19 protein-coding genes and 1 pseudogene are annotated in these 23831 nt (G+C 50.6%); 14 read left to right on the top strand and 6 right to left on the bottom strand.

The window, feature by feature from the left end:
- Positions 1-163 precede the first annotated feature (163 nt).
- Positions 164-1076 (top strand): annotated as a pseudogene (locus tag AC6ESP_RS11965) (aldo/keto reductase).
- Positions 1077-1163: 87 nt separating this feature from the next.
- A complete protein-coding gene (locus tag AC6ESP_RS11960) occupies positions 1164-1508 on the top strand; it encodes a hypothetical protein (RefSeq protein ID WP_497096956.1) in 345 nt (114 codons plus the stop codon).
- A gap of 3 nt (positions 1509-1511) precedes the next feature.
- Here the strand turns inward: AC6ESP_RS11960 and AC6ESP_RS11955 are convergent, their stop codons facing one another.
- Positions 1512-2066 carry a MerR family transcriptional regulator gene (locus AC6ESP_RS11955; RefSeq protein ID WP_497096955.1) on the bottom strand — a complete coding sequence of 185 codons (555 nt, stop codon included), beginning with the start codon at positions 2064-2066 and terminating at the stop codon, positions 1512-1514.
- 205 nt (positions 2067-2271) lie between these two features.
- Between AC6ESP_RS11955 and AC6ESP_RS11950 the strand changes: the two genes are divergently transcribed.
- The 4 genes from AC6ESP_RS11950 (at position 2272) to AC6ESP_RS11935 (ending at position 5320) form a co-directional block, all read left to right on the top strand.
- Entirely contained in the window at positions 2272-3048 is a 777-nt protein-coding gene (locus tag AC6ESP_RS11950) for an NUDIX domain-containing protein (protein ID WP_497096954.1), read from the top strand.
- Positions 3049-3144: 96 nt separating this feature from the next.
- Positions 3145-4542 carry a nicotinamide phosphoribosyltransferase domain-containing protein gene (locus tag AC6ESP_RS11945; protein WP_497096953.1) on the top strand — a complete coding sequence of 466 codons (1398 nt, stop codon included), beginning with the start codon at positions 3145-3147 and terminating at the stop codon, positions 4540-4542.
- Between the two features lie 35 nt (positions 4543-4577).
- A complete protein-coding gene (locus AC6ESP_RS11940) occupies positions 4578-5144 on the top strand; it encodes an adenylyltransferase/cytidyltransferase family protein (RefSeq protein WP_497096952.1) in 567 nt (188 codons plus the stop codon).
- A 17-nt stretch (positions 5145-5161) separates the two neighbouring features.
- A complete protein-coding gene (locus tag AC6ESP_RS11935) occupies positions 5162-5320 on the top strand; it encodes a hypothetical protein (RefSeq protein ID WP_497096951.1) in 159 nt (52 codons plus the stop codon).
- A 71-nt stretch (positions 5321-5391) separates the two neighbouring features.
- Here AC6ESP_RS11935 and AC6ESP_RS11930 read toward each other — a convergent pair whose 3' ends face one another.
- Positions 5392-6441 (bottom strand): ABC transporter substrate-binding protein, encoded by a 1050-nt coding sequence (locus AC6ESP_RS11930; RefSeq protein ID WP_497096950.1) that lies wholly within the window; start codon positions 6439-6441, stop codon positions 5392-5394.
- A gap of 94 nt (positions 6442-6535) precedes the next feature.
- A complete protein-coding gene (locus AC6ESP_RS11925; RefSeq protein WP_497096949.1) occupies positions 6536-7777 on the bottom strand; it encodes a helix-turn-helix domain-containing protein in 1242 nt (413 codons plus the stop codon).
- Positions 7778-8053: 276 nt separating this feature from the next.
- Here AC6ESP_RS11925 and AC6ESP_RS11920 point away from each other — a divergent pair, with 276 nt between their 5' ends.
- Entirely contained in the window at positions 8054-8242 is a 189-nt protein-coding gene (locus AC6ESP_RS11920; RefSeq protein ID WP_497097071.1) for a YcxB family protein, read from the top strand.
- 88 nt (positions 8243-8330) lie between these two features.
- On the opposite strand, the gene AC6ESP_RS11915 is transcribed toward AC6ESP_RS11920, so the two are convergent.
- Genes AC6ESP_RS11915 through AC6ESP_RS11905 form a run of 3 tightly spaced genes read right to left on the bottom strand, consistent with a single transcriptional unit; the run spans position 8331 to position 9711 of the window.
- Positions 8331-8564: a hypothetical protein gene (locus AC6ESP_RS11915; RefSeq protein ID WP_497096948.1), complete on the bottom strand. Its 234-nt coding sequence runs from the start codon at positions 8562-8564 to the stop codon at positions 8331-8333.
- A gap of 38 nt (positions 8565-8602) precedes the next feature.
- A complete protein-coding gene (locus AC6ESP_RS11910; RefSeq protein WP_497096947.1) occupies positions 8603-9562 on the bottom strand; it encodes a hypothetical protein in 960 nt (319 codons plus the stop codon).
- The gene (locus AC6ESP_RS11905) at positions 9559-9711 is read right to left on the bottom strand and encodes a hypothetical protein (RefSeq protein WP_497096946.1); all 153 of its coding nucleotides are present in this window, start codon (positions 9709-9711) and stop codon (positions 9559-9561) included. The genes AC6ESP_RS11910 and AC6ESP_RS11905 overlap by 4 nt, the downstream gene beginning before the upstream one ends.
- Positions 9712-9919: 208 nt before the next feature.
- Here AC6ESP_RS11905 and AC6ESP_RS11900 point away from each other — a divergent pair, with 208 nt between their 5' ends.
- The 7 genes from AC6ESP_RS11900 (at position 9920) to AC6ESP_RS11870 (ending at position 23823) form a co-directional block, all read left to right on the top strand.
- Positions 9920-11680, top strand: coding sequence for a vWA domain-containing protein (locus AC6ESP_RS11900; protein WP_497097070.1), 1761 nt, complete (start codon positions 9920-9922; stop codon positions 11678-11680).
- Positions 11681-11704: 24 nt separating this feature from the next.
- Entirely contained in the window at positions 11705-15094 is a 3390-nt protein-coding gene (locus AC6ESP_RS11895; RefSeq protein ID WP_497096945.1) for a tubulin-like doman-containing protein, read from the top strand.
- Between the two features lie 2 nt (positions 15095-15096).
- Complete coding sequence (locus AC6ESP_RS11890) at positions 15097-17508, top strand: transcription initiation factor TFIID (RefSeq protein WP_497096944.1); 2412 nt, start codon at positions 15097-15099, stop codon at positions 17506-17508.
- A 24-nt stretch (positions 17509-17532) separates the two neighbouring features.
- Positions 17533-18822 (top strand): vWA domain-containing protein, encoded by a 1290-nt coding sequence (locus tag AC6ESP_RS11885; protein ID WP_497096943.1) that lies wholly within the window; start codon positions 17533-17535, stop codon positions 18820-18822.
- Positions 18823-18844: 22 nt separating this feature from the next.
- Entirely contained in the window at positions 18845-19480 is a 636-nt protein-coding gene (locus AC6ESP_RS11880) for a beta-mannanase (protein WP_497096942.1), read from the top strand.
- A 78-nt stretch (positions 19481-19558) separates the two neighbouring features.
- Entirely contained in the window at positions 19559-20818 is a 1260-nt protein-coding gene (locus AC6ESP_RS11875) for a TRAFAC clade GTPase domain-containing protein (protein ID WP_497096941.1), read from the top strand.
- Positions 20818-23823, top strand: a complete 3006-nt coding sequence (locus AC6ESP_RS11870) for a GAP1-N2 domain-containing protein (protein WP_497096940.1) — start codon at positions 20818-20820, stop codon at positions 23821-23823. Before AC6ESP_RS11875 ends, AC6ESP_RS11870 begins: the two co-directional genes overlap by 1 nt.
- Positions 23824-23831: the final 8 nt, after the last annotated feature.

Below are 23831 nucleotides of genomic sequence, written 5' to 3'. Positions count from 1 at the left end.
GGTCTTAATAGGCCGATGCTCATTTGTCCTAGTAAGGAGTTGAATTCGAGCAAGAGTCACGCGAAGGCAGAGTTAGCCAAATGGATGTATTTATTTTCCATCTATAGACGCGTTATAATAGGGTGGCAAGCAGTGTTATATAAAAATGAAGGGAGTGGCGGCAGTGAAATACCGGAGACTAGGCAAGACGGATTTGAATGTATCGGTAATTGGAATCGGGACGTGGCAGTTCGGAGGAGAATGGGGATACGCAAGAGGAAGCAGATGCAATACTCGATAAGGGGCATGAGCTCGGCATTAATCTCATTGATACGGCGGAATGCTACGGTGACCATCTGTCCGAGTCACTAATCGGGAATTATATTAGCCGCCGCAATCGCGAGGATTGGATCATTGCGACGAAGTTCGGACATCATTTCCATGAACGTTTCTCGCGAACGGATGTCTTTCATGCAGAGGGCGTTATCGCCCAGCTAGATGCCTCGTTGAAGGCGCTGCAGCTTGAATATATTGATCTGTATCAGTTCCATTCGGGGCCGGATGAGGTTTTTGACAATGATGAGCTCTGGACAGCACTGGATAAGCAAGTAGCACTAGGCAAAATCCGCCACCTTGGCACATCCATCGGCAGCAACGATAATCTGCATCAGACACAGGCCTCGACAAGTGTGAACTCCCGCGTCATTCAAGTGGTATACAATAGGCTCGACCGCATCCCGGAGGAGCGGGTATTCCCTTCATGCGAGGAGCAGGATTTGGGCGTGCTTGCAAGAGTGCCGCTGGCTAGCGGCTATTTGAGCGGCAAATACAAGCCGGGTGCTGTATTCGACAGTACAGATGTGCGTCACCGGCATGATCCCGAGAGTACGCGGATTAAGCTCGAGGAAGTGGAGCGCATCGGGCGCGAGGAGCTGCCAGAAGGCGTTGATATGGCAAGCTGGGCATTGGCGTGGTGCTTGAAGCACCCGGCCGTAACGGCTGTTATTCCCGGGTGCAAAGATCCGGAGCAGGTGGCTGCCAATGCACGTGCCATCGAGCTTGTGACGGAGTCCCACCCGCAGGATGTTAAGCTGTAAGCTAAGTACTGTTAGCTGTGCTAGTCATGGAACGTATGCGAACGGATAGGATCAATAAGAAGGTATAACTTTTTAATCATAACCATCATGATAGAGACTGTCTCCACACAGCTAATAAGCTGCTGCGGAGACAGTCTTATTTTTTATCCGACAGGGCTTCTGCCAGCCATGACCTCAGCTGTGGAAGGGAGCTTGAGTGAACGGGGATCCTTCGATACGAGCCAATTGGCGACTGGGGTTGCAATAGGAAGTCTATCATCAGGCAGCTCTGCGATTGTTACTTACTTGGTAACGATTGAGGCGGAGCCGCCGAATGATCTATTAATTGCTCAGGCTGCAGCATCCTTCTTCTATCCATCAACTTCCAGGCAGCTGACAGGGCTAGCAAGATCCGAACGCGTAGCTGTGACCGTAGAGGAGGATGAAGAATAGCGTCTATAGGAAGGGGAAAATAGTGCGGAAAAGCGTGCGCCGCTTAGGGCGTTCAGCGGCTGCTGGGATTGGCTTGCTTGCCGCCTCCACGACTGAGCTATATTGTTTAAGAACAGGCTGGAGCATCTCCAGGCTTGCAGCAAGCTGATTCAGTGTCTGGCGGATTTCGTTCAGCTCTTCCCTGTGATGGAGCAGTTGGAAGGATACGACCTCATCTGCTTTGTGTGACATGGAGGACTCCAAGCGGTTCAGTCTAATGAGAAGAGATTCCGACTCTTCATAGACGATTGGGGCGGCTGGAGCAGTGACAGGGACGGGAACTGGGGTAGGGGCAGTGGCGGAGTCATCTAGTGGAGGGAGCTTGATGTCATAAAGTCCCGTTCCTTCCTCCAGGCTCGTCTTAATCATCTGAAGCTTTTCCATGGCCGGCCCATCAAAAATATAATGGCCGAACATATCTTTGGCGAAGGAGGAGGGGAACAGGGATACCCAACGTCTGATAGTTGTTTCACTGACGGCAAGCTGCTGAGCAGCCTCTTTCGTTTTCAACAACGTCATTGTGATCACCTCTTAACTTGATTTTACCTGTTGTATTCGACCCCTGAGGGGCTGTCCCTGCCTGCCTGACAAAGGTAGTGGATAATCGCTAAAAGAAGTGTTGATCCGAACTAATTCGCAAAGTTTGGAACTAATTATAATAGTCATATTGACATTATTAAATGAGTGGCATATACTAAAACACATCAGGAGGTGAACGAAGCACTTGGAGCCATCACAGAAGAAGTATAGAACACCGGATGGATTGCCGGTCGATATCGCTATATTCACGATTTTGTCTCACGCTAAGCCAGGCAATTACAAAATGCTGGCCGATCGCACGCTTAACGTTCTACTGGTGAAGAGAAGCAGCAAATCAAGAGCTTACCCTGGTTATTGGGCTTTGCCCGGAGGCTTCTCGTCCGAGAAAGAGACGATAACGGAAGCCGCTTATAGGGAGCTTAAGGAAGAGACGAACGTAGATCGTGACGTGTTGATCGAGCAAGTTAAGACCGTCTATTATCCGGGACGCGATCCTCGCGGCTGGATGCCCACCGTCGTCTATTGCGCGCTAGTGCAAGAGAATCATTTGCGGAGCTTGGCGGCTGATACCGATGCGGATGAAGCGAAGCTGTTCACGGTCGAGGAGGCACAAGCCTTAACACTAGCTTTTGACCATAATGAGCTGTTGAATGACACACTTAAGCATATTCAGAGTAAAATGATGACGACGACGATAGCTGAGGAATTTCTGCCCGCCGCGTTCACCATTAGAGAGCTGTATCAGGTAATTCGCACAGTTGTACCTTCCTTCGAGGAGGATCTGGCTAACTTCAAGCGCAACTTACTTACAACGAAGACTCGAAAAGGGCTAATCCGCGAGGTGAAAGGTCCTGACGGTGAAGCGAAGACGACGGATCGCAATTCCAATCGGCCTGCACAGCTCTATGAATTTACCGGCTATGCACCTAACATTTCCATTTATAACTCAAGCTTATTTTAGAAATAAATAGTGCCGGGATAAGACCTCTGAATAAGAGGAATTATCTATACCAATTTATATAGTCATTTCGACTATAAAAAAACGGAGGAATTTATTATGTTGAACGAACTTCGTACGAACCCACTGTTGTTGACTGACAGCTATAATCTGTCGCATTACCGTCTGAAGATCAATATGGATTGGGAGATTAGCCATCTATATAACCGCCGAGAAGGCATGATTCTATATGGCTTTCGTGAAATTGCACTGAATCTGCTGTCGGTTCAGCTAACGGAGGAGCATCTGCGGGAAGCGGAGCGCGGAGCTGCGATGCAGGGGCTTGTATTCCCGACGGAGCTGTTCCAGCGAGTGATCGATATATGCAGCGGGTACGCACCTATTGCTATTGAGTCGCTTCCAGAGGGAACCTGGTGTCCGGCAGGAACGCCATTTGCCCAAGTGCGCAACACGAAGGAAGGCTTCGGTGAGCTGGTTAGCTGGTGGGAGGGGATATTCATGCAGGCGTATTTTCCAAGTGCTTGCGCAACGGAAGCCTTCCATATGCGGCGGTATCTGGATCTCAAGCAAGCCGAGCAGGGAGCGGATGATGGCTTCATATGGCGGCTGCACAGCTTCGGATTCCGTGGCCACCGCAGCTTGGAGGATGCTTACTGGGCAGGTACAGCGTGGAATTTGTCGCTGCAGGGCACGGATGATTATCATACGACCAAGCATACTCCGAACGCTATAATTGGCAGCATCTCGGCGCTCGCGCATAAGGTTACCCAGCAATATGATGATGAGCTCGCTTGTTTCCTCCATGCTATCGATGCTACAGCTGCTGTAGGTGAGAAGGTCGTTGCACTAGTTATTGATACGTATGATGCTGACAGAGTTATCCGGGAATACCTGCCTCAGCTTGGACAGCATGCTAGGGAGCAGGGAGTACGAATCGTACTGCGCCCGGATAGCGGCGATGTGCTCCGTCAGGCAATCGATATTTATCGAGTGGCAGAAGCTAATGGGCTGCTAAGCGATGTAGCCGTCATTATTGGTGAAGGAATGAGCTTCGAGCAAGTGAAGGAATACGATAGAGTGTTGGAGAATAACGGAATCCCACTAGCGTTCGTATCGTATGGAATTGGATCGGGCTTCTACGGCCATATTGGCCGAGATACGCTTGGATGGGCAATGAAGACCGCATACAGCAATGGTCAGGATCGGATGAAGTTCTCGATGGATGCCGGGAAGCGCAGCATTCCAGGTGAAGTGAAGGTAGCGCGGGATGATCGCAATCAACTGATCGTCCATGCGGCAGACGAACAGGGCATTACAGGGCTGTATGAGGTTATTTATAAGCATGATGGGCGTGTGCCGCAAAACCTGCAAGCAGGCCCAGATCACTGGAGAGAAGTCCGTGATAGAATGCGCGATGAGAACGCACAGCAGCAAGCCATTGTACTGTCGGGTACAATAGAGAATAAGATTCGTTTTTTTGTAGAGCGGTACTTATAAAATAAGGGAAAGGGAACAAGGGAGGAGAAGTAAAGATGTCTTTTCAATTTGGATTTATTCTAGGACGATTCCAGCATGTCCATCTAGGACATGAGCAGATGATCGATACCGCATTAACTGTGTGCAGCAACGTGCTCGTATTCGTAGGCTCAGCCCAGCTTCAAGGCACTCTGCGAAATCCCTATGGGGCCAAGCTTAGAATGGAGCTGCTTCGGAAAATTTATGGAGATCGAATCTGGCTTGCAGCACTGCCGGATTATACTCATGAGGGTGATCATAGTCAGGATTGGGGCCGGTACTTGCTGGAAGCTGCTAGACAATTCGGAAGAGAGCATGCTCTGCCAGAGCTGGATTTGATGATCTATGGCAATGATGAGGAGCGGGAGAGCTGGTTCCCACAAGAAGAAATGGGTTCCATTAGTAGGCTGATACTGCCAAGAGCGAGGCTGCCGATTAATGCGACCAGACTGCGGGAGGCGCTGGCATGTAATGATCGTGAATTCTGGGAGCGTTATGTCAATGCTTCTCTGCATAAGGATTACGAGCGGTTGAGGGAAGAGCTGCTGCAGGTGAAGGAGTATCGAGATTTAGATAGCGGATAATCATAGGAATCATTCATTTGAAAATTCGGTTCGTGTATGCCGACGATTCGTTTAAGCACTACGGTTATCAAACGACGGATAAAAGCGAGGTTATTCGGATGTTTCTTGAATACTGGGGAGCGCAGAAATTACCGGATCTGTCACACTGGAACGATATTACAAGCACGTTCGCCTAATCGTTTTATTGTCGTAACTAAGAAAAGTTCCGTCCCTCCTTGCGGTGGGTCGGAACTTTTCTTAGTTTACATTAGTTGGATGAACCAAGCGCCGTAATAACGTCATCTATCTTCATGCTGTTTGCGATCGGACCGGAGCTGATCCAATGCCTGGCATTTACGTAAATAACGCGGTCTGCTTGGACAGCGGGAACAGATTTCCACACGGCTGATTTCTCAACTGTGCTCTCGAAGTTCTCCTTCAATTGTTTAATTTCCTCGTCTGTACCGCCTGCTCCACCAAGTGTAACGAATAGATAATCGGCCTGCAGTTCGGGCAGCATTTCAAGTGATATCGCGACATTTTGAAAATTCGGCTGCTCCTCGTGCCATTGCTGGACGGTTGGATCAAGCTTCAAGCCAAGCTCATTATACAAAATGCCTGGATACGTCGGCCATTCAACCTTTGTCTGCTCATCGACATAATTAGGGAAATAAACACGGAAATCCTTGGCGGTCATACGGATGAAGGCAACACTCTTGTCTTCTGTGAGTAAATGGCTCAGTGCTGTTTGGCCTTGGGCAATCTTGTTCTCATATTCGCTCACAACTGCTTGTGCTTCATCTTCTATACCGAAAGCTTGTCCTATGGCTGTCAGCGAGTTTCTCCAATCCTCACGATCATAGACGATGGTTGGAGCAATTTTGGACAGATTGTCATAGTCTTCTTGCTGAATAGCGGTGCTGGCAATAATCAAGTCAGGCTGGGCTGCGACAATGGCTTCCAGATTCAGAGTGTCACCCCAAGCTTCAAGTTCTGCCCCCTGTGCCTTAAGCTGATCATTCAGGTAATATCCTTCCCCGATAGACATCCCGAATACAAGGGGGACCTTCAAGGCAAGCAGCATGTCCTCCAGATTTATTGAGGCTATGCGCTGGGGATTGGCAGGGAGCTCGGTTGTGCCAAGCGGATGAGTGACGATGCGTGGTTCGGCTGTTGCTTCATGTGTTGCAGAAGAAGAATCAGCATTGGAAGCTGCTGGAGATGGTTGTAGATTGTCCCTACTACTCCCGCATGCTGATAATAGAAGAAGAATGGCAATTAAGGCGATGCTTAGGGAACAATGACGGTAAACGTACATGTTGAAACCTCCGTTTTGATAATAATGTCAACACTTATCATGATCAAAACGTATTATACGCGCCAGTCACTTCGCATAACATGGACAATTGTGTTTAGTTCATATCGAACAGCCCTTCTACCTGCTCTACCATAAGATTGTGAGCAAACGGGGAATAGTCCAGCCAAGGGCATTCATGGATTCGCCGGACATTTCCTGCTTTTACAGCTTTGAGCTGTTTCCATCCGCTGCTATGCTGCAGCTGCCACCATAATTGCTGTGACGCTTGATCGGCATCAATGATGAGCAATAGACGATCTCCCGTAAACATAGGCAGCTCATGCTCTTTAATCGCATGCAGAATGGATATGTCATTTGAATCGTAAGGGCAATTTAATTTCAAATCCTCATACAAGACAGCCCCTCCGTTACGACGTCCATATATAACAATATGTCCTTGCATGAGATGAACAATTGAGATTGTTTCCCCTTGATACAGCTTCCTAATCCTCTCTCCGGCGCATGCTGCCTTATGATCATAATCCGCTAGCCAGCTTACTGCTGCTTCTGTTCTTCCGAGCAAGGATGCAATTTGCATGAACTGCTGCCGCCAGTCCAGCTCGAGCCAAGGAATAACGACGGTGCGGGCGATTTGGCTGATTGAGCCTATAATCTGTTCATTGACCATATCGTCGCATAAAATGAGTTCGGGCTTTGCCTGCTGAAGCGTAATGCGATTATAGTCGACAAGCTCCGGCTCCATTTGTTTGGAGCGTCTGAGCAAATAAGGGATATTCTGAATAAAAGCATGACGGTGTATATCCCTTTGCAGATCAGCCTGAGCGGCACACGGAATAATGCCTAAGGCGAGCAAATGTCCTGCATAGGGGAACGAGAAGGAAGCAATTCGTGTAGTTGTCCACGCGGCATATTGTTTGGGCGTTATGCCCGCCACTTTCTTGAACTTTCGGCTGAAATAAAATTCATCCTCAAAGCCGACGTTCTCTGCAATTTCCTTAATCCGCATGCTAGAGTGAAGCAGCAGCTCCTTCGCTTTGTTGATCCGGATGCTGTTTAAATAATCAATAGGGCTTTGCCCAACCCAATACTTGAATTGATGGGAGTAATGCCACAGGCTCATGCCCGCAATGGAAGACAGCTTCTGCCTCGTCAAGCCCTCGGCATATCTCTCATTCATATAATGGATAGTTCGGTCAATCATAGCTTTGGATTCCGAAGACCACCCATCGTGCTCACTTACAGCAGCGACTTGCTGCTCGAGCTCTGCCATAGCGGCTTGCCTTTTCCAGTAGCTATAGCCATTGCCCGTTTGCAAGAAGGAAGCAGGTTGTCTCATTTTTGTGCCCTCCTTTGTGAGAGAAGCTTCTGTTGAATATTAGTCACTCGCAATCATTAATTGAGAATTATTATCACTTGTAGTATAAAATGAAATCAATCGTTTGTACAACTCCTTTTCACATTTCAAGACAGCAGAGCTTACCGCTTCAGCACTACATCATTTTCTGGACTTGCTATTGTTTCATTAATCTAGGGATATGTGGTGGATTTGAATAAAATATACTAGAGGGTTTTTTGTGTATGAGTGAAGAAGCATCGGTGAGGTTCAAGCTGGATCGGAAGGATCGCGTGGAAGGAAATCTACAAAGTAGTAGAATCCCTCGATCTATTCCTTATTTATCTAGCTTCGAACAAGTCGTTGGTGATCCCCAAGCGTGCTTTCGAATCGGAAGCGAGTACAGCTGCATTCCGTCATATTGTGCATACCAGCTTGGATAAGAAGAAAGTCAAGCTGAAGGGCTAATGAGATGCGGTGACAGGGTATCGGAGCAGACGAATGATTCTGAAGAAACGCCAACGTTCGCAAGATCATTCGTCTGTATAGTATCTATTTAACCAGAGGCAGCAATCCGTTCGAACTCGTCATTATCCTTCATCGCGTTATAGCCGATTTCCATATACTCTTCATCCGTTAATAGAGCAGGACGTTCATAATGTGGATTATGTGGTGGAATGACATCAGCATCCTTCTGCTGCTGCCACACAACCTCGAAGAACATTTTGCCATAGTCCTTCGTTGTCCAGATTTCTCCTGTTATTAGATCAAGGAATCGCTCATGCTTCATTCGCCCTAGTTCCCTCCTTGCTCTGCATGGGCAGGTCATTACGTGCTGCGGCTCGGCTCTGCCGATGTGCCGTTGAAGTCATTGTCCCATTTATATTTCTCGTTATAAATATCGAATACCTCTCTCACCAGCTGCTCGCCATATCCGGCGGGAGTTGCGGCAACCATCCGATATAATCGTAGAAAACGTTCCTTCGGCAGCTTGCGAGCATAGCGCATTACCAGATGCGGATACATGACCACATAGCGCTTCATCCGTACTGCAGCTCCGGCTGCACTGACGAGAATATCCTCACCGCCCTCCATCCTCAGGATGTTCGTCTCATGAACAAGCAGATAGCGGAACGCTTTTTCCTTCAACATCTCTCGCTTAATCTTGGCAAGCTCTCCAATATAAGCAGCGAGATCAGGGTTGAAATGATCCATCAGCAGCGGCTCCAGCATCAGATCCATATCCTTGCGGAGACTGAATGACTGCAGCAGCAGAATCTGCTCTACTCGCAGCTGATCCGTATGGACTAGCGCTCCAATCTCACGAAGCATCTCATAAGCTAACGGCTTATCGCCTTCGTGGAACACCTCGATTGCGGCTTCTCTATCCTGCATTAAGCCTGCTATCAGCTTATTCGCATCCTCATGGAGCAGATACTCCAGTTTACGCATCGACTCCGAAGCGAAGCTCCTGCGCTGCATGAACCAGAGCACGGCCAGCAGAACAGCTCCGGCAGCGATATATAGAGCAAGCTGCTTGGATGAGCTGCTGAACGGCATACCAATTCCCCAGATGATCACAGCGAGAATCCGCTGCTTCCACATCGATTTCGATACCATCGCAGCAGCTTGCTCCTCTACACGTACGAGCGCGTCTCTGCCGCATACTTCGCATTCTGCGTCGCCTAATACAGTGAAGTGACCGCATTTTCGACATATTTTAAGCTTCTTATAAGCATAGCGTGTTTTAATGAATGCATTAAGCTTCACGGGCAGCTTCTTCATCATGGACGATCACGCCCGATCCCTCTAAGAATGGAGAAGAGAAGCTTATCTATCTGCTCTGGCGCAGGGGCCTTGTTACGGCGGGAAGCATAGGTGGCTGATAGGATGACGACAAAAAGAAACATTAATCCCAGACAAGCGTATGTAACCATAGCCTTAGCTCCTTTCTTACATTAAAAGTGAGTAAAAGTGATTATTGGGAATTGATCAGGTATACTGACATTATACCATCATTGCGATTCGCTTGATAATTTCATGGACAAGTGCAGGGTATGATGACCTGGATTTCGTCTATATGTATGACTAATAGACTAGCTGTCCAGCTAGGGATTCCAAAGGAGTAGTAAACCTATGATACGAATGATCCGCCATTTAATAGTAGCAGCAGCTGTTCTTCTTCTGCCTCTTAGCGGTATAACGACGGCGAATGCGGCAGCCGCCTCGTCGAATATTGACGCTGTGCTCGTTCTTGACGTCAGTAATTCGATGAGCAAGAGTGATCCAGCCGCCATCGGCAATGAAGCGATGAAGATGTTCATCGATATGCTCTCCGTCCAGGGCGATCAGGTTGGCGTTGTCGCTTATACCGATCAGATTCAGCGGGAGAAGGCATTGCTTGAGATTAATTCTGCTGCGGATAAAACGAATCTGAAGAGCTTCATTGATCAGCTGAACCGCGGTGCCTACACCGATGTCGCGGTTGGGGTGAAGGAAGCGATGCAAATCTTGAAGGACGGCGCAGATTCGAATCATGAGCCTATGATTATACTGCTGGCGGACGGCAATAACGATTTCAATGATCAGACTGGAAGAACGCAGGCGGAGTCGGACAAGGAGATGGCTGAGGCACTGAAGTCAGCGAACGACAACGGGGTGCCGATCTATACGATCGGACTTAATGCGGACGGCAAGCTGAACAAAGAAGCGCTCGCGAAGCTGTCTGACCAGACGGGCGGGAAGTCCTTCTCCACCGATTCAGCAGACGATCTTCCACAAATTCTAAGTGAGATCTTCGCCAGTCATCTGGAGCTGAACGTCGTACCGGTCGACTCCATCACAGCGGATGGAACCTATCAGAATGTTACGGTGTCCGTACCGAATGCCAACGTGCTTGAGGCCAACATTTCGATCATGTCCGCTAAGCCAGTTGAGGCGAAGCTGATAGATCCGTCTGGAGCGGAAGTTCAGATTCCATCGGATGATATTCTGCTATCGAAGTCGAAGACCTATTCCCTGCTCAAGCTCATGACCCCAGCTGAAGGCGACTGGACGCTGCAGGTCAAGGGTGTCGATAAGGATCAGATCGATATTAATCTTATTTTCAACTATGATCTAAGCCTTGCTATAGAGCCCCTTCCAGCTAAGACTTATGCCAAGGGCGACAAGGTGAATATTAGCTCTTATCTGATGAACGGTGGACAAAAGCTTGCCGACAATGAGCAGTACCGCAACATGAACGCAGTTCTGATCGTCAAAGATGTGGATACCGGCCAATCAGAAGAGATTGCGATGAATAATGCCGGCGATCATTTCGAAGGCAGCTACACCATTGCCGAAGCGCATGACTACGAGCTGGTCGTGAAGGCTGAGGAGTCCAGCTTCTATCGGGAGACGGAAGCGGTGACCATTAGTGCCAAGGGCGGCATTAGCGGAGGCGGAGGCACAGCGGAAGCAGGAGCCGAGGAAGAGAAGCCTTTTCCAATCGTGCCAGTCATTCTGGGCGTGGTTGGACTCGCCGCACTGCTCGCCGCAGCCTACTTCGTCAGCCGTTATCTTCGCCAAGCGAATCGAGGATTCGTCGGCCAGATCGTTATTGAGATACGCGATGAGAACACGGGAGAGAAAACCTTCCCACAATATAAGAAGCTCAGCACATTCAAAGGGAAATTCAATCTCCATCAGCTATTGCAGCTTGCACCTGAGCTGAAGGAAACAGACAAGATTGTATTCATGCCAAGCAGCAATGACCGCATCGCTCTGAAGAACGGCTCGGCATGCACGATCGAGAAGTCAGGCCGTGCTATCGATGCCAGCCGCGCATTCGAGCTGAAGAGCGGAGACCGACTCATGATCCCTATGCAGCAAGTAGACAAGACCATACTCATTGAATTTATCGTATAACATGAACCTGGGAGGAAGAAACGTATGAAACCGATCGTGAGAGAGCATATACAGCAGCTGGACGTATCACTAGGCGGAGGTATCGTCAGTGAGAAAATACGAGTAGATACGATTGACAACCCGATTCTAATTATCGGACTTGGCGGCACGGGAATCGATGCGCTGCTGCGCCTCAAATACCAGATTAACCGCCGCTTCAAGCTGCCGGAGGATCCTATATCCAAGCGCAAGCGGGATAAGCCGGACAATGTAGAGTTCCTTGCCTTCGAGACGAATGAGCAGGATCGCAATAAGAAATACAAAGGCATCGGACTCGATCCGATTAATGAATTCGTGCTGCTGTCCAACCCAGAGGTTGGCGGACTGCTGCAGAACCGCAGCATACTGGAGCCGTACATTACCGATTGGCTGTCCCCAGAGCTCAGCATCACCGATGGCATGAACGGTGCGGCAGGGGTTCGGCAAGCAGGCCGTCTGCTGCTGTTCACGAAGATTAATCAGGTTGTACAGAGTATAGATAAGAAAATCAAGACGCTGTCGGTTGGCACGAACAAGAAGCTTATGGTCTTCCTGCTTACCGGCTTATCCGGTGGTACAGGCAGCGGCTGCTTCCTCGATATTTCGTATATCGTTAGAGGCATAATTGAACGAGACCATGGCTCCGCAGGTATTGACCGCGTGAATACGCTCGGCTATTTGTTCACGCCGGACATTAACCTCGCGAACAAAAGCTTGAGTGAGCATACACGCGAGTACATCAAGAAGAACGGCTACGCCGCGCTGAAGGAACTCGATTACTGGATGAACGTCGATAGCCGCGGCGATCGATTTAAGCAGCAGTATGGCAATATTTTATCCGTTAATTCACCGCTGCCTCCATTCAATCTATGCCATCTAATCTCGGCGACGAATGCGGAGGGCAAGCTGCTCGAGAATGCCTATGACTATTGCATGAACGTGACGGCAGAGAATATTACGAACTTCATGGCGAGCGAGGATAAGCAGTCCGGTGAAGAGTTCGCCATTCATGACTATATCAGCAACATCCGGACGAACATCGCGCAGATGAATAAGATGTACCCGGCCAACTATGACTACAACATTATCGGAGCATCATCTGCCGTCCTTCCGATTGAAGAGATGACGACGTACCTGGCGTACCGACTGTTCAACAAGATGGACAAGATGTTCGAGAAGGCGCCGACGCAGGACGATGTAGAGAAGTTCGCACGTAAGCTTGGCATTGATCTGGACACGATGGTGAAGACGTTCGAATCACGTGTGCCGGAGCCATTGCCAGGGTTCGAGAACAGCGAGCGCCTAAGCTACAGCAATGTAGTGAAGATGCAGACGGTCAATATGGATACGGAGCTGGAGATGACGTTCCTGACCCGTGCCCGTGAGGAATATATCAAGGCGAAGAAGCAGCTGCCAGGGGAGATCGTCGGCCAGTTCACAGATCAAATTCGGCGTACGTTCCTGCATCCTGAGCAAGGTCCATTCTATGTATCACGGCTGCTCTATACGGAGAAGGGCTTCTGCCTGCTCAAAATGCTTCTGTCCTACATCGAGGTGCTTCGCGAGAGCCTGCAGCGTCTGCCGCGCGATATTGAATCGGCGAGAGAGCAAGCCGAGGAGCGGCTTGGCGATGCTAAGAGCGCATTCGTATCCAAGGATAAGAAGAAGAACAGCTATATTGAAGCGAAGATTAATGAATATTGGCTGCATGCTGATGTGGAACGTACGGAGCAGATGATTGAATTCTACGAGGATCTGCATCAGCTGCTGAATGAAGAGAATAACCGGATCTATAACGTGTATACGGAAATTTTGAATGTGCTGAATTCGATCTTCTCCAAAAATGGCGACATTCTGCTTAACAGCGATGAGCAGGCTGACCATAAAGGCAACAAAACCTATTACTGGAATCTAGTAGCCGTGCCAGATATCTCTGATGTTATCAGCCGGATGCTGGACAAGAAGGATGGGGATGACCTGATCCGCGACTTCACGCAGGAGCTTCTGGATCACTCCAATCAATGGGTGAAAGAGCAGGAGATCGACATCGTCAGCTCAATCTCCGAGTTTCTGACCGACAAGTTCGGAGATTTGATCACGAAGTCGATGGAGGATTTCCTCGTTATGAAGTATGGCAATGACGAGTCCATCGAGAAGTTCGTTGAGCGCAACATTGCGAGCAAGCTCGATGAAGAGGCTGTGCCAGTATTCCATCTTAGCAACAGCTCAGGCAATCTGCATGTGCCGTCATGGGGCTTCGTATCCGTGCCCGTACAGGCGCCGAGCATTCTGAAGGGGATTCGCAATTACCAGAACAATGCGCTGGGCAAGTCGCATTTCACGATTAAAGAGAGTGAAGTGAAGAACCGGATTTTCTGGCTTAATACTCGCAACGGTGTGCCTTTGTTCGTCTACACGCCGCTTAAGGTGTATGAGGAAAGCTATGAGCGCACCATTCTCGATAAGGAAGGCGTCGGCCGTCACCTCGTGCAGACGGATAAAGTGAACTGGACGTATCTGCCTTCACCGATTCCAGAGAAATCATGGGGCGATACGTATATGAATGCGCGCGTGCAGAGCTACAATGCCCGTGTCCGTGCGGAGTTTGCGAAGGCGGAGAGCTACAGAATCGTTGCCGAGAAGGATATCGACAACAATACGAGCAGCCGTTATTTCGTCAGATTCACGAAAGCCTTCGATCTTGCAGCGCTTCTGAGCGGCTACAATATGCAGCTTACAGCAGCGAAGCCGAACCTTGGCGAAGTGAAACGCGCGCATAATGAGCTGACAAGATTGCTGACGGAAGGGCTGGAGCAGGACTCCACGAAGGATATCTTCGGCAGCTACTCCGAGGAGCTGGCGCAGGAGAATCTCATTCGTTCCCCTGAGCTGCTGCGCCGCGTGAGAGAAGAGCTGGCGAAGTATGAGTCGATCAGCAGCAAGGCTGCCGAGCTGGAGCAACTGCTGGACAAGCATCAGGATGAGGGCAAATGGCTTGATCAGTTCATTGAAGCGCTGTACACGGATACGATTACGAAGAAGGGTGCGCTATATGTCTATGATCGTGACCCTGAAGAGGATGCATGGACGCCATTCGCTAACCTGATGAAGAGCGGCAGCTATGTGGAGTTCGAGGTATTCGAGAATTTCCGGAAGCTGGATGAGAAGAGCCGCAGCACGCTCATGCGTAAGGCATCCAAGCGAGTGACGGAGCTGACATCGACAGAGGATACAACACCGCTTCTGACGAAGCTGGATGAGCTGTTCGGGCTGTTCGTTGACGCGCGCGAGCGTCTAGAATACGAGAAAGCGGAGCTTGCGAATGGAGCTGAGGCGTATCAGTTCTATCGGGAAATGACCGCCAAGCTTAATGAAATCCGCAGGAAGCTGAGATAGTCATGAATAAGCTGCTGGAGAAGTTCGCGGCCGACTATGCGTCGGCTGAACAGAAGCTAAGCGGGAAGGGCGACGATCAGAGCAGTATTCATTATCCGACTGTGTTCCTGTTCATTGGAGATGAGGTCAGAAGCGCGATTGAGCCGATGATCCGTTCGAATGAATGGAAATGGGAGAACAGCGCTGGAGTTGTCTACTTCCATGTAGACTCGGGCAAGGCTGCACCGTCATCGTCTGAGGGTGCAGAGGATCATGTGAATGCGAATGCTGCGACAATTACGCGGGTTGCCCTTCGTGATGTGTATGCCGCAGCAGGCGGGGATAAGAGCAGACGCAAGGAAATATGGCAGGCCTTCTACCAAGAAGGCGATCATCTGGCGAAGCTGAACCAAGCGCTCCGTCAGGTGAGCAATACCATTGCTGATTATGGGAGGCTCTACGCCTCCTTCGATCGGCTTCATCTAGCCGTGATAACGAGAGTTGATGACCCGATGAATGCGCTGGTGGCGGAAATTTCGCTGCTTGCGCAATCTGTGTTTCTGCAAATGTTCAAGTCTGTGCAGATGGATTTGTACACACTCATTAATGAACGGGATCAATCGGAGACATTCGGCTATGCGAGTGCTGTCGGCATAAGCTTCATGCGTGAGCTGGAGCGGATGCAGCAGCTGGATTACGAGTATTCAGGAAATCTGCAAGTAACAGGCGATGGGCTGGCGATTCCTGTCGTGCATCGACCGGCTCCTCTATTCGATCTCGTCTATGTATTGTCTGACCGCAATGAGAGAGGGATGACTATTAAGGATGGGATGCAGGGCAATTATGAGATGATTAGCCGCATTCTATTATTGAAGAACCGCAAACGCAAAGAAGCTGTGGATGGGTCTAGTGATCGTTCCATCCAAGCTTATAATAATGCTTCATTCAAGAATAGCCTGTTAGCCGAGTCTGGCAGGCAAGGCTTCGTCTCAGCTGGGCTTGCGAAGGTTCAGCGTCCTAACCATTCGATTGCACTGACGGTGCTGTATCAGCTATGCAAGCAATTAACGGGGCGGATGAAGGAAGCTCCGGCTTTCGACAGCAAGATGAAGCTGGCTTTCTTCGGACTTGACCCTATATCCATGGAAGCAAAGGCGGTCGGAGCTATTCCGGCAGAGGACAAGCTGAGTGATATGACAGGGCTGCTCACGAGCGGTGCCCGCTATGATCAATTGAAGCGGATGTCCCTTCGGGAAGCCGAGGAAGCCCTATTCGGAGATGGCTGTGCAACGTTCTTCCATACGCATTTCAAACGCCCGGTGCAGGAGAAGCTGGTAGAGATTCGCGTCTCCGAGGAGCTGCGCCGCACGATTGCGAGGCAGCTGGCGGACAATCCGCGGCTGGGCTTCTATCAATTAGCGGCATGGACAGATGAGAAGAACGAGAACGGCAACGTGCTGGAAGTGCTGCATGTGCTGATCAAAGAGCTGGCGAGAGAGGTTGAGCACGCAAGGGATGAGCTTGAGGGCTACCGTGAGACACGCGTGGAGGATATGAAGTTCCAGCGAGTGCCTCTGCTGGGCAAGGTGAATCTGCGAGCGATGATACGGGCTCTCCTGGCAGAGGTATACGGCAGGAGCTGGCAGCTGCTGAAGCTTGAGGCAGAGCTGGCGTTATACCGCCGATTCGCCGAGGAGCTGGAGAAGCTTCATGAGCTGTATCAGTCGAGAGTACGCCAGCTGGATAGCCTTGAAGGGCAGCTAAGAGAAGCGGCGCTCCACAGCATTCGAATGGATGATGAGTATACCGGCCAGAACATTATGGATTATTACGAGCGGGTAACAGACAGCGTGATGAAGGACATCGAGGACAAACGCGGCGTGCTCGTGTGGTTCGATGACCGATATGCAGGCAGCATATCGACACTTCTGGATGAAGGAACAGAGAAGCTGGCGGAGCGGCTGGTTGACGTGTGCCGCAAGCATATTTTGCCTGCTGCCCCATTCCGCCTGCCGTTCGAGGAAGAGCTGCTTCAGCGGGCTAATGTATCTGTTGATTACAGCAACCGGCAGGCGTTATCCAAGGAAGATTTGTTCAATCGTCTGTACAGAACGCTGGAGGATAACGCGATTATTAATGTTCGGCTGCTCGATTACACGCATGAGCATCGGCATGAAGAGAAGTATTTGTTCGGTGACAGCAGCAGTGAATTCATCCGCTACAGTCTTGGTGTAGATGAGACCTCTCGAATCTACAAGCTGGGCTGTGTGCATGAGCTGCGCAGCAGCGGAGTAGAGAAGCTGAATATGATGGGGGGCTTCCATCTGGAGGATCTGCTCTATTATCGGAATGGAAAAGTATATTACGAAACTTATGTGCAGAGCGGTTATGAGTTCCATGGGGCAGATCAAGGTCTGCTGCCAGAGCTCCGCTAATGAGCACAGAGAGGATGCTGCTTGATGAAGCATAGAAAATTAAACGGGCTTCTCCTGCTGTTGAGCTTAATTGGCGGTGCTGTTGGATTCATAGCCGGTGAGATCCTGCTTGGAACGCTGCTGGCAGATGCTCCGCGATTCGTTACCATTGGCCTCTACTTCGGTGTGATGGCATTATGTATCGGACTAGGCTGCCTCCTTGCTGAGCTGATCTCACCAAGGCTGAACGGAGCTTCTTGGCGGCAGCGTTATTCCGGGCTGTCATGGAAGCTGCTGGTACCAGCCACCCTCGTAATGCTGTTCGTGGTCGGAGGGGCGCTTCAGCTGGTGTATGGCCTTAATATTGGCGGGCTTAAGCAGGTGAAGGACATCGTGCTCGTCATCGACAACTCCGGCAGTATGCAGGAGACCGATCCAAGTAATGAGCGTTATACAGCAGCGAAGCAGATGATTGCAGATATGGAGAGCAACAAAAGAGTTGCGGTCGTTATATTCAGTGATGCGGCAGAGCTTCTGCAGCCGTTCATCAGTGTGAAGGAGCAGGCGAATAAGGACGCGGTCTTCGCTGCTATTGATTCACTTGAGCCGACACAAGGCGGAACGGATATCGGTCTTGCGCTTGGCGAGGCGATGAATACAATCGTGACCAAAGAGGATGCAGGCAGAGGGACGATGGTCATTCTGCTGTCGGATGGCTTCAGTGAATCGGGCATTAATGAGCAGATTGCCGCTTACCAAGAGCAGAGCATACCGGTGAACACGATTGGGCTTAGTCTGGTGAACGGTGAAGGCTCGGGGCTTCTACGGCAGATTGCTGATTCTACAGGCGGCAGCTATTACGATGTGGCAGATGCTGCCGGTCTATCCTTAGTATTCACCAACATTTATAAAACGATAGATGACCGGACGCTCGTCACAGAACGCAATGGCCGGATGGCGGACAGTATGTATTATGCTATTCTGCGCATTGTATCTCTTCTTCTTATCGGAGCAGCTATCGGCGTATCGCTGGGTCTGTTGTTCGACAACCGATTCTTGGCGAAAAGCTTCGGCGTTGGCGGTGCCGTTGGTGGATTGTTAGCAGGCGGTCTGCTCGAATTCGGCTTGACGGGCCATTCCTTCGGGGACGGGGTTATCCGTTTGGCGGCGGCGTTAATACTGGCCGCGATCATCGCGGTATTCACGCTCATTGTGCCAATCAGCGAGAATACGAGCCGTACAAGAGGTGGCGGCGGTGGCAGAAGCAGCTCTGGCGGACGTTCCTCTGCAGCAATCGCGGATCGGACGAAGGACAGCCGCAGCCATAGCTTCTAATTCATGCAGGAGGCGGACATAGATGCGATTCATACATGCAGAGCCTGATTCTCCGGTTATCAGCGGTCTATCCCGAACCGTGGAGGAGGATCGCTGCACGCTTCGCTGGCATTGGCCGGCAAGCATTCATGCCGTATATATCGGCATAACGACAGCGGAACGAGCGGAGGAAAGCGGCGAGAATCAGGCCGATCTGAAGCTGTACACAAGAGCGGAATACAAAGCGAATAACGGCTATCATACTCGAGTCGAGGGCATTGGCCGTTCAATCTATACGGTCTATGCCTGTCTGGAGGAGGGCAGCGAGAAGCTGCTTATCATCCAGAATGGGGGAGAGAACCGAATTGAGGTTAGTGCCGGCAAGGCGGCCATCCGCTATTCCATACGGCAGAAATCTGGATTATTCCAGAAATTCAAGACGATACACATTCAGGTGACGAGCGAGGTCCCTGTGGGGAAGGATGTGCTCTGCTACGTTAAGAAGCAGGGAGGCTATCCCGCTAACAAAGAGGATGGCATTTTGTATCCGTTCGTGGCACCGTTCACGGCAGGGAGAAATGTACTGCCCGCCATCGAGGTTGGCAAGCAGGATCAGATTCGCTTGTTCTTCACTGATGGTCCGAAATATGGGCAAATGTATGAGCTGCTCCCAGAATAGCGGACCTTGAAGCTTCAGCAAGAGCTTATTGCTGGCGGGAGCTGCAGCTAACGCAATTAAGTAAGGAGGAAGCTTATAATGGGAATTTTTGATCTATTTAAGAAAAAGCCAACCGAAGAGCCTAGGCCTTTGTACTACGATATCGTCTGTCCATACTGCTTCAGCAAGTTCTCTCCGGAGGAAATCGTGTTCCGGGCTACTCATTCCAGAGAAGATGATGAGGATTACGCACTGCGTGAGGATGAGGAGCTTAACAAATACCGCGACCGGTTCGGTCTGGATTCGGTCTATGATATGGAGGCGGTTATTCATCCGAATGACGTGCCGGAAGAGCATCATGTCTATTCGGATCATGTCTTGATTGGTCTGAATGACCGTTATGGAGAGCTGACACGCAAACGATTATGCCCGAAATGTCATAATGAGCTTCCGGTTACAGCGGGCAAGGTTCCGAGCAATATTATTTCGATTATTGGTGCCTCACAGGTTGGGAAATCCGTGTATATGACAGCACTGATTCATACGCTTCAGCATACGACGGCGGATCATTTCAACGCAGCCTGCATGCCGCTTAATGCGGAGATCAGCCGCAAGTTCCGTACTTATTATGAGGAGCCGCTGTTCGAGCGCGGCGATCTGCTTGCATCGACTCAGAAGGAGAAGATGCAGGAGCCTTTTATTTTCCAATTCGTATTTAAGGATGAATCAAAGCCTCCGCTGACGCTGGTCTTTTTTGACGTAGCGGGTGAGGGAATGGTGGAGCAGGACTATCTGGGTCTGCATGGTCAGCATATTAAGAACTCGGCGGGCATTCTATTCATGGTCGATCCGCTGCAAATCCGCTCGATTCGCGAGAAAATTCGGATGAAGCTGGACGATAAGCCGGGTGAATGGGTGTCGCAATACGATGAGCCGCGTGATGTTGTGCTGACGATGTTCGGTGATTTCATCGCTTATCAGGATAATAGCAAGACGGATATTCCGACTGCTGTCGTGCTGACGAAGAGCGACATGCTGCATTCGCTCAAGGATGAGGATGGCGAGTATATTAAGCCTAACAGCAATATTTTCAACAATATGGTGCATCGCAATTATTTCAATTTAACGGAATTCGAGAATATCGATGGTGAGATGCGGCGGTTTATTGAGAAGGTGGATCGGCCGTTCAAGGGTACGATGGATGTGTATTTCAAGGATACTGCGTATTATGCCGTATCGGCGCTGGGCAGCAATCCGGTTGATCAGAAGCTGCAGAGCGTTGTAAGCCCGATTCGTGTAGATGAGCCGTTCATCTGGCTGCTCTACAAGCTTGGCTACATTGAGGGGAGACGTGAATAGTGCTTACTCCTCCAATGATTCAGCAGCAGATGTATACGCGGGAGAGGCGCGGTATTTTTCGTTCGACGGAAGGGTATGACACGATTGCCAAATCAAGCGGGCTGGATAACAATTATGTGAAAAAGCAGCTGCATCCGTTATGTATTTATGATGCTCCAGCAGAGCTGGCGGCACGCGGGGAGAAGGATGAGGCAGCTTATCCCGAGACGATGCATCTGCTTCAGCTGGATAACGGGGATCGGATACTCGGACGAAGCGTCTATCAGGCTGTCGATTTTACAGGTCTGAGAAGTGCCTTCTTCACCCATAACTATGTCATTCCAAAAGGCAGAGGAGATCAAGCCTCGGTGGACTATTCCACGTGGCTTCGCGCTTCTTTTGCCGATAGCTATAATATTGAGCAAGGAACAGAGCTCCCAGGACTTGCTGAGCTTCCTGTTCAGGGGACTCCTGCAGTGGCGGCCGGCAGCTATAGGTCAGTATTAGCAGAGCTCGGAATCGGAGAGCAGGCGTTCAAGCAGCTTCTCTATGCGGTCATGGCTTCCATTGGCGGCAAGAAGAAGGTGTACGTTGCGCTTGATGTGCCGATCGAGCAGCTTCCGAGGCAGGCGAAGCGGCTGCTGGAGGTGCTGTATGCGAGCTTGCCATATGCGCTGCGTGAGCAGCTTGGCTTCGTTACCTATGCGAAGGAGCCGCAGAGCCGCAAAGGCATTCATCTGACGTTCGTCGAGCGGGGCAGCCTGCGTGCCGGAGAGCGAAGCGCGGAGAAGGATTACACATTCGATTTCGCAAGCGGCCGTTTCATGAACGTTGACACGGAAGGCGTGGAGCATCCCTTTCTTGATCTGGCTTGGGATAATCTAGAGCGTGCTGGACGTGCGGAGCTATTCTTCCGCTTCGCAGCTGACATGCTTGCAGATATGGAGCCTGAGCGTATGCTTGCTGCATCCAGCTATCATGAGCTGGCGGTGCTGTTCCAGATTGAGGAGGGCGATGATTCGCTGTACGAAGTTCACAAGCGTGCAGTGCTTCATGGCATGCTCGATTATCTTCGTCCTGCGGGTGCGGTCGACTCCAAGGTGCGAATGAATGACCTATTCCTTGCCTGCTTCGACCGTGAGAATGATAGCGTCAGACAGGGCATCGTGCCGGAGCCGTACGTGGCAGAATGCTTCCGGGACTATTATCGTATCGGCGGTAAATATACGGAGAACAAGATTATCGCTTTTTTCATCATCGCCATTAATCTTGCGTTAGCTAACCGGAAGGAAGAGGTGACTGCTTCTCTCTATGCGGCGGTGGAGAGCAATCCGCTGCTGAGCACAGGCTTCTTCAGCAAGGTCCTGTCAGACCACAGGCTGGCAGATAAATTATTCGAGCCCTACATGAAAGGGAAATTCGAGCAAGCAAAGGGCGTGAGAGGCGTTCTGGTTCTTGTCGGACAGTGGGCAGGTGCTTATCCTGAGCTGCTAGGCAGCAAGGTATTCCGCACGCTTGCTAGTGAGCAGCTGGCGAATAAGCTGTCTCTAGAGCATGGGATGCTGGCCGCTGCAGAGCGGGCATTCGAGCAGCTTGAGTCGCTTGAGAGTGAGCTCGCTCAGGGGCGGAAGAGCAGTAGTGCATCCTTCGGAGCAGCAGCGCTGTTCCGAGAGCTGGAGCAGACGGTATACCGCATCATGCTTATGGAGCTGGATTTTAACACGCTTGCGAAAGAGCAGGTTCTGCAGGCAAGCTTCCTTAGCCGCGGCGAGCAACTGCGGAAGTGGAACGCTGAGCTCACGGACTCTAGGCAGCGCTTGTCGGCACAATCGCTGGCAGCTGTATATGAATGGTTCACGCAGCCGCAAGCTGAATCGAGTGTGTCTGTGCTTAGAGCTCTGCCGCCTGCCGAGCTCGACCGGGTGCAGCAACTGGGTCAGCGCTGGCTCAGTACGGAGCTGGATTCTTCGCCGCAGGCGACCTTCGAGCGGCTCATCCCGGCTTTCTACAAAAGCCCGGACATGGAGGTCGTTGATTATGCGGCATTAATCGATTATTTGCGCCGGAATGCTCAGCGTAAGGAAACGATCTATGTGTTCTTCAAATGGTCGGAGAAGCATGAGGATTTCATGAGGCCAAGAGGCTTCGTGCCGGCTTATGTGACAGCTATTGTCGCGTATTTCAAGCAGTATGACCAAGAGGCGTTCAAGAGCAGCGCCAATCGCAGGCAGTATTTCAGCAAAGCAGGCCCCGTATTGCAGAAGGTGTATGAGCAGGCGAGACAGGAGCTGTCCTCGAAGGTGGCGAAGTTTTTTCGGCGCAATCGGAAAGCGGTCGCGATAACCTCTGTGATGGCAGTGGCCGTGCTGCTGATCAGCTATGGTGCTGTGCTTACCTTCGGCGGCAGTGACAAGCCGGATGAGGGTGCAGAATTGCCGCAGGTTACCGCTCCTCCTGAGATTGTAGCAGAAACGGTCGTCTATGCAGAGACAACGGCTAAGCCTGCAAGTGATGAAGAGACAACGACGCTCGTATTCCAATTCGGCAATGCTGCGCTCTGCGCAGCGTTCAGCCCTTTGGATGTGACGATTGTGACGCCTGCTGATGTGACGACAGAATACTCGAACGTGACGTATATCCCTACCTGTGAAGAGGCTGTCGGCGGCTCGGTAAGTCCGGATGCATCTGCAGCTATAGGTGATGAGGCTTCTTCAAGCCCAGCAGCGGGAGTTCAGGAGGAGAATGTATCACCACCAGCGCAGTCGCCCGGCGACGCATCGGCAGCATCAACGCCATCGCCATCGGATGAAGCGGGTAATGATGCCACCGTTGATCCGGAGGCAGGAGGGGATGCGGATGCGGGGATGACTGGAGGGCAAGATGCGCAGCAGGATATCGTGAGATACAGTGTCGTTGTTGATCTGGGTACTCATGTAGATATTCCCGTTGGCAGTACAATCCGCATTGATGCGGAGGATTATAAGCTGTCCGCTGCTCCACAGGCAGTGGACGAACAAGGCATGTAACAAGAAAA

This window comes from Paenibacillus xinjiangensis (assembly GCF_059686975.1).
Note: the sequence above shows the minus strand (reverse complement) of the source record. Positions and strands in the feature narration are given on the sequence as shown.